General features: G+C 66.1%; 5 protein-coding genes. All 5 read left to right on the plus strand.

The features are described from left to right. A partial coding sequence (locus AX685_RS12060; protein WP_197418592.1) for an FTR1 family iron permease occupies nt 1-807 on the plus strand: 807 nt, incomplete at its 5' end. Nucleotides 808-880: 73 nt separating this feature from the next. Next, nucleotides 881-1,177 carry a hypothetical protein gene (locus tag AX685_RS12065; RefSeq protein ID WP_007406840.1) on the plus strand — a complete coding sequence of 99 codons (297 nt, stop codon included), beginning with the start codon at nt 881-883 and terminating at the stop codon, nt 1,175-1,177. Nucleotides 1,178-1,237: 60 nt separating this feature from the next. After that, nucleotides 1,238-2,515, plus strand: coding sequence for a TolC family protein (locus tag AX685_RS12070; protein WP_013039111.1), 1,278 nt, complete (start codon nt 1,238-1,240; stop codon nt 2,513-2,515). After that, nucleotides 2,515-3,693, plus strand: a complete 1,179-nt coding sequence (locus tag AX685_RS12075; RefSeq protein WP_004212877.1) for an efflux RND transporter periplasmic adaptor subunit — start codon at nt 2,515-2,517, stop codon at nt 3,691-3,693. The genes AX685_RS12070 and AX685_RS12075 overlap by 1 nt, the downstream gene beginning before the upstream one ends. Before the next feature lie 3 nt (nt 3,694-3,696). Next, on the plus strand, nt 3,697-5,000 hold a 1,304-nt coding region (locus tag AX685_RS12080; RefSeq protein ID WP_042469577.1), incomplete at its 3' end, for an efflux RND transporter permease subunit.

The raw sequence follows: 5,000 nt of genomic DNA on the forward strand, positions 1-5,000 counted from the left end.
GCGTCCACGTTCCTGGGCGCGTTCACGATCCTGCTGCGTGAAGGGCTCGAAGCCCTGCTCATCGTTGTCGCCATGATCGCGTTCCTGCGTAAAGCCGAGCGCGGCGAGGCGCTGCGGTACGTGCATGGCGGCTGGGTCAGCGCGATCATCGCGGGCGGGATCACCTGGGCGGTCGCCACCTATGCGATCGGGATCAGCGGTGCGAGCCGGGAGCTGACGGAAGGGTTTGGCTCGCTGTTCGCCGCGGTCGTGCTGCTCTCGGTCGGGATTTGGATGCACGGCAAGGCGCAGGCCGATCAGTGGCAGCGCTATATTCGCGAGAAGATGTCGCGGGCGCTCTCGGGCGGGTCGGGCTGGTTCCTGTTCGGGCTGGCGTTCGTCGTAGTTTATCGCGAGGTCTTCGAGACGATCCTGTTCTATGCCGCGCTTTCGGCGCAAGGTGACAACGGGATGCTTCTCGCGGGGGCCGGGTCGGCGATTGGACTGCTCAGCCTGATCGCTTGGGCCATGCTTCGCTACAGTCGCAAGCTGCCGATCGCGCAGTTCTTCCGCTATAGCTCCTGGCTCATGGCGGTCCTGACCGTCGTGCTGGCGGGTAAAGGCGTCGCCGCGCTCCAGGAAGCCGGCCTTATCAACATCGCACCGCTCGCGGACGTGCCACGGCTGTCGATGCTCGGCGTGTTTCCCACTTGGCAATCGGTGCTGGCGCAACTCCTGATGGCGGTCGCCATTGCGGTCGGGTTCGCCTGGAACGGGCGCGACCGATCCCGCTCGGGTTCCGGCTCAGTGACCCTTGGTTCGAATTAGTGCAATGACATGAAAACCCTTCCGTGATAGAGGCAAGCTAGTGCGAGCCTTTTTGCCTTTCCTGACATGCCTGATGCTGGTCCTGACCAGCTTCTCCGGCATGGCCCATGCCGCCGATCTGGCGGGGGGAAGCATCGCGGGCGTTGAGTTCACGGTCCATACCGCCGGTGACATCGATCAGGTGCCATCGGACTCGGACAAGAATGTCCCGCATCATCACAATTATTGTCACGGACACGACGTCGGCGCGCCTGCGCGCACGACGATGGAATATACCCCCGTCCTCACAGTGCCCAAGCCGACAATCTCCGCCTCTGCGTCGCTCGACGGCCGCACCGGCATGGTCCATTTGAGGCCCCCCCAAGCCTGACGTCCGATTTGGGCGTGCGTTGGCGCGCCCCTGTCGATCATCGTCAGGAGTCCTATTTTCATGAATCGTATCCTCGCGGCCATGCTGGCCGCAGCGTCTTGCGCCACGATGGCGCAGGCGCAGGTCGGACCGTCCGCGCCTGTTGCGCAGGATGCGCCGGTCTACACGCTTGACCAAGCGGTCAGTGCAGCGGGCGGTTCGGCCCCTGCTGCGGAAGCGGCGACAGCTGGAATCGACGCGGCCCGTGCAGGTCGCACAGTCGCCGGCTTGCGGCCCAATCCGGTGGTTCAAGGCCAAGTCGAGAATGTCATCGGCTCCGGGCCGTATCGGGGGGTCCGCAGCGCGGAAACCACGGTCGGCTTTGCGATCCCGATCGAGCTAGGCGGCAAGCGCGGCGCCCGCGTCGCGGTCGCCAATGCGCAATTGTCCCGGGCCGAGATCCAGGCCGCGATCATCGCGGCGGATGTCCGGCTTCAGGTAACGCAGCTCTATGTCGAAGCGGTCGCGGCCGATCGCCGGGTAATGACAGCCCGCGATCAGGCCCGGATCGCCAGCGATGCGCTGCGGGCCGCGAGCGTTCGCGTGCAGGCAGGGCGGGCATCGCCACTCGAGCAACAGCGCGCGGATGTCGCGCGTATCAATGCCGACGCCAATGTGGAGCGGCAGCTTCGCTTGGCCGAGGCGGCCCGCGCCAATCTGGCGCGTCGGATCGGACGGCCGATCGACGGCCTGCTCGATGACACGCTGCTCGATCGCCTTCCCGATGTGAACGTCTATGGGCCGTTGGCACCGGTCAACACGACCGGCACACTCGCGCTGGCGGCAGCCAACGCGGATTTCTCCATTGCCGAAGCCGGCGTGCGGCTCGCGCGCGCCAATCGCGTGCCTGACCTGAACGTCGGGCCGTCGATCCGCCGCCTGGAAGCGACCAACGACATGGCGGCGGTGTTCAGCGTGTCGATCCCGATCCCGGTGTTCAACAATGGTCGCGCCGCGATTGCGCAGGCGACCGCGCAGCGGACCCAGGCGGATGCGCAGCGCCGCGTGACCGCGCTCGACATCGAACAGGCGATCACGGACGCGCAGGCGCAGGCGGCCAATGCCGCAACGACGGCTCGTGCGGCGTCGGGGCCGGCGCTGGCGGCTGCACAGGAGGCCGCCCGCATCGCGCGGATCGGCTATCGCGAGGGCAAGTTCGGCCAGCTCGAATTGCTCGATGCTGAACGCACGCTCGCCGAAACGCGGGTCGCCGCGATCGACGCGCTTGCCAATTACCAGAATGCCCGCGCGCAAGTGGAGCGACTGACCGCTCGTGCGCCCAATGGGGGGAATCAGTGATGAAGAGCTTTTATCTCGCGGGCGCGGCGTCGCTCGCCCTGCTCTTGGCTGCCTGCGGCGGCAAGGATGGCGGAAACGAGGCAACTGCCGAAGGCGCAGCTGCCAATGAGACGGCAGCGGGCACGGAAAAGGGCGGTGCTGAAGGCGGTCATGCCGGTGAAGGCGTCGTCACATTGGGTGCCGACCAGATCGCCACAGCGGGCGTCCAGGTCGGACGGCCGATCATCGGCGGGGCCGGGACGATCGAGCTGCCCGCGATCATCGAGGGCGACCCACAGGGAACGCAGGTCGTCTCGGCCGCAATTGCGGGACGCGTGGTCGCGCTCACCCGTAACCTCGGCCAATCGGTCGGACGCGGCCAGACCATTGCGGTCATCGAAAGCCGCGAGGCGGCGCAGATCAAGGGCGAGGTCGAGGCGGCGCGGGCGCGGCTTCAGCTCGCTAATTCGAACCTCGCGCGCGAACAGCGGCTGTTCGCGCAGAGAGTCTCCCCTGAACAGGATCTGATCGCCGCCCGCACAGCGGCGACGGAGGCGCGGATCGCCCTGACGCAGGCGCAGAGCATGGTTTCGGCGGCGGGTGTCGGCGGCGGCGGGCTCAACCGGCTCGGCATTGCCGCGCCGATCTCGGGCCAGATCATTGCGCGCCCCGTGACGCTGGGACAAACGGTCGCGGCGGATGCCGAACTCTATCGCATCGCCAACCTGAGCCAGGTGTCGATCGCGCTTAATCTCAAGCCCGAGGATGCGGGCCGGGTGCGTCCCGGCAATACGGTGCTGGTGAAGGCGGCAGGCCGTCAGGCGACCGCCCGCGTGACCTTCGTGTCGCCGGCGCTTGATCCGCAGACGCGGCTCGTGCCTGCGCTCGCCACCCTCGACAATCGCGGTGGCGAATGGCGGGTCGGCGAGCCTGTGACGGCAGCCGTGCAGCTCACGGGCAGCGGCGGGAGCGGGGCGGTCCGCGTGCCGACGACGGCGGTCCAGAGTTTCGAGGGCAAGTCGGTCGTGTTCGTGCGCACGCCCACCGGCTTCAAGGCGACCCCGGTCCAGCTCGGCGATGCGTCGGGCGACACGGTGATCGTCCGGTCGGGCCTGACCGGCAACGAACAGATCGCCACCACCGGAAGTTTCACGCTCAAGGCCGAGATCGGCAAGGGCGAAGCGAGCCACGAGGATTAAGCCATGATCGCCCGTATCGTAACCTGGGCGGTCGAGAAGCGCTGGCTAGTCCTGCTCCTCACCGTCATCGTCGCCGCCATCGGCGCCTTTTCCCTCTACCGGCTACCGATCGACGCGGTGCCGGACATCACCAACAATCAGGTCCAGATCAACGTCCGCGCGCCTGCCCTCTCGCCCGAGCTGGTCGAGAAGCAGGTGTCGTTTCCAATCGAAACCGCGCTCGCCGGCACCCCCGGCCTGGAATATACGCGCTCGTTGAGCCGCAACGGCTTCGCGCAGATCACGGCGGTCTTTTCGGACGCGACGGACATCTATTTCGCCCGCCAGCAGGTGGGCGAGCGTCTGCGGGGCGTGCAAGAGAATCTGCCCGACGGCGTGAACCCTGAAATGGGTCCGATCGCGACAGGCCTGGGCGAGGTGTACATGTACACCGTTCGTCTCGATCATCGCGAGGACGACAAGCACAAGCCCGGTGAACCGGGCCAACAGCCCGATGGCAGCTACATCACGCCAGAGGGCGAGCGACTGACGACCGAAGAGGACAAGGCGACCTACCTGCGCACCGCGCAGGACTGGATCGTGACGCCGCTTCTGAAGACCACACCGGGCCTCGCCGGTGTCGACTCGATTGGCGGTTACGCCAAGCAGTTCCTCGTCGTGCCCGACGTGCAGAAGCTGGCCTCGCTCGGCATCACGCTGACGGACCTGGGAAATGCGCTGGAGCGCAATAACACCAGCGTCGGCGGTGGCTTCGTCAATCGCAATGGCGAAGGTCTGGCTGTTCGCTCGGATGCGCTCGTTCGCAATGCCAGCGAGTTGGCCAGGACCGTGATCGCGACACGTAACGGCGTGCCGATCACGGTCGAACAAGTTGCGACTGTGAAGACGGGTCAGGCGATCCGCATGGGTTCGGCATCGGAGAACGGTACCGAAGTCGTCGTCGGCACGGCGATCATGCGGATCGGCGAGAACAGCCGCATCGTGTCGACCGCGGTCGCTGAGAAACTGAAGACGATCAACGCTTCGCTGCCTCCTGACGTCGTAATTCAGCCGGTGCTGAACCGCACCGAGCTGGTCAATTCGACGATCAAGACGGTCGCGAAAAACCTGTCCGAAGGCGCGGTGCTGGTCATCGTCGTGCTCTTCCTGCTGCTCGGCAACTTCCGTGCGGCCCTGATCGCGGCGTTGGTCATCCCGATCACCATGATGCTGACAGGCTTTGGTATGCTGCGCGCTGGGGTCTCGGCCAATCTGATGAGCCTTGGGGCTTTGGACTTCGGTCTGATCGTCGACGGCGCCGTCATCAT

Source organism: Sphingomonas sp. CCH9-F2 (genome assembly GCF_001556735.1).
Taxonomy (GTDB): Bacteria; Pseudomonadota; Alphaproteobacteria; order Sphingomonadales; family Sphingomonadaceae; genus Sphingomonas; species Sphingomonas ginsenosidimutans.

Bases quoted from the DNA above. Each gene is read 5' to 3' on its own strand.
- AX685_RS12070 (WP_013039111.1), top strand. From the start codon at position 1,238: ATGAATCGTATCCTCGCGGCCATGCTGGCCGCAGCGTCTTGCGCCACG.
- AX685_RS12075 (WP_004212877.1), top strand. From the start codon at position 2,515: ATGAAGAGCTTTTATCTCGCGGGCGCGGCGTCGCTCGCCCTGCTCTTG.
- AX685_RS12065 (WP_007406840.1), top strand. From the start codon at position 881: ATGCTGGTCCTGACCAGCTTCTCCGGCATGGCCCATGCCGCCGATCTG.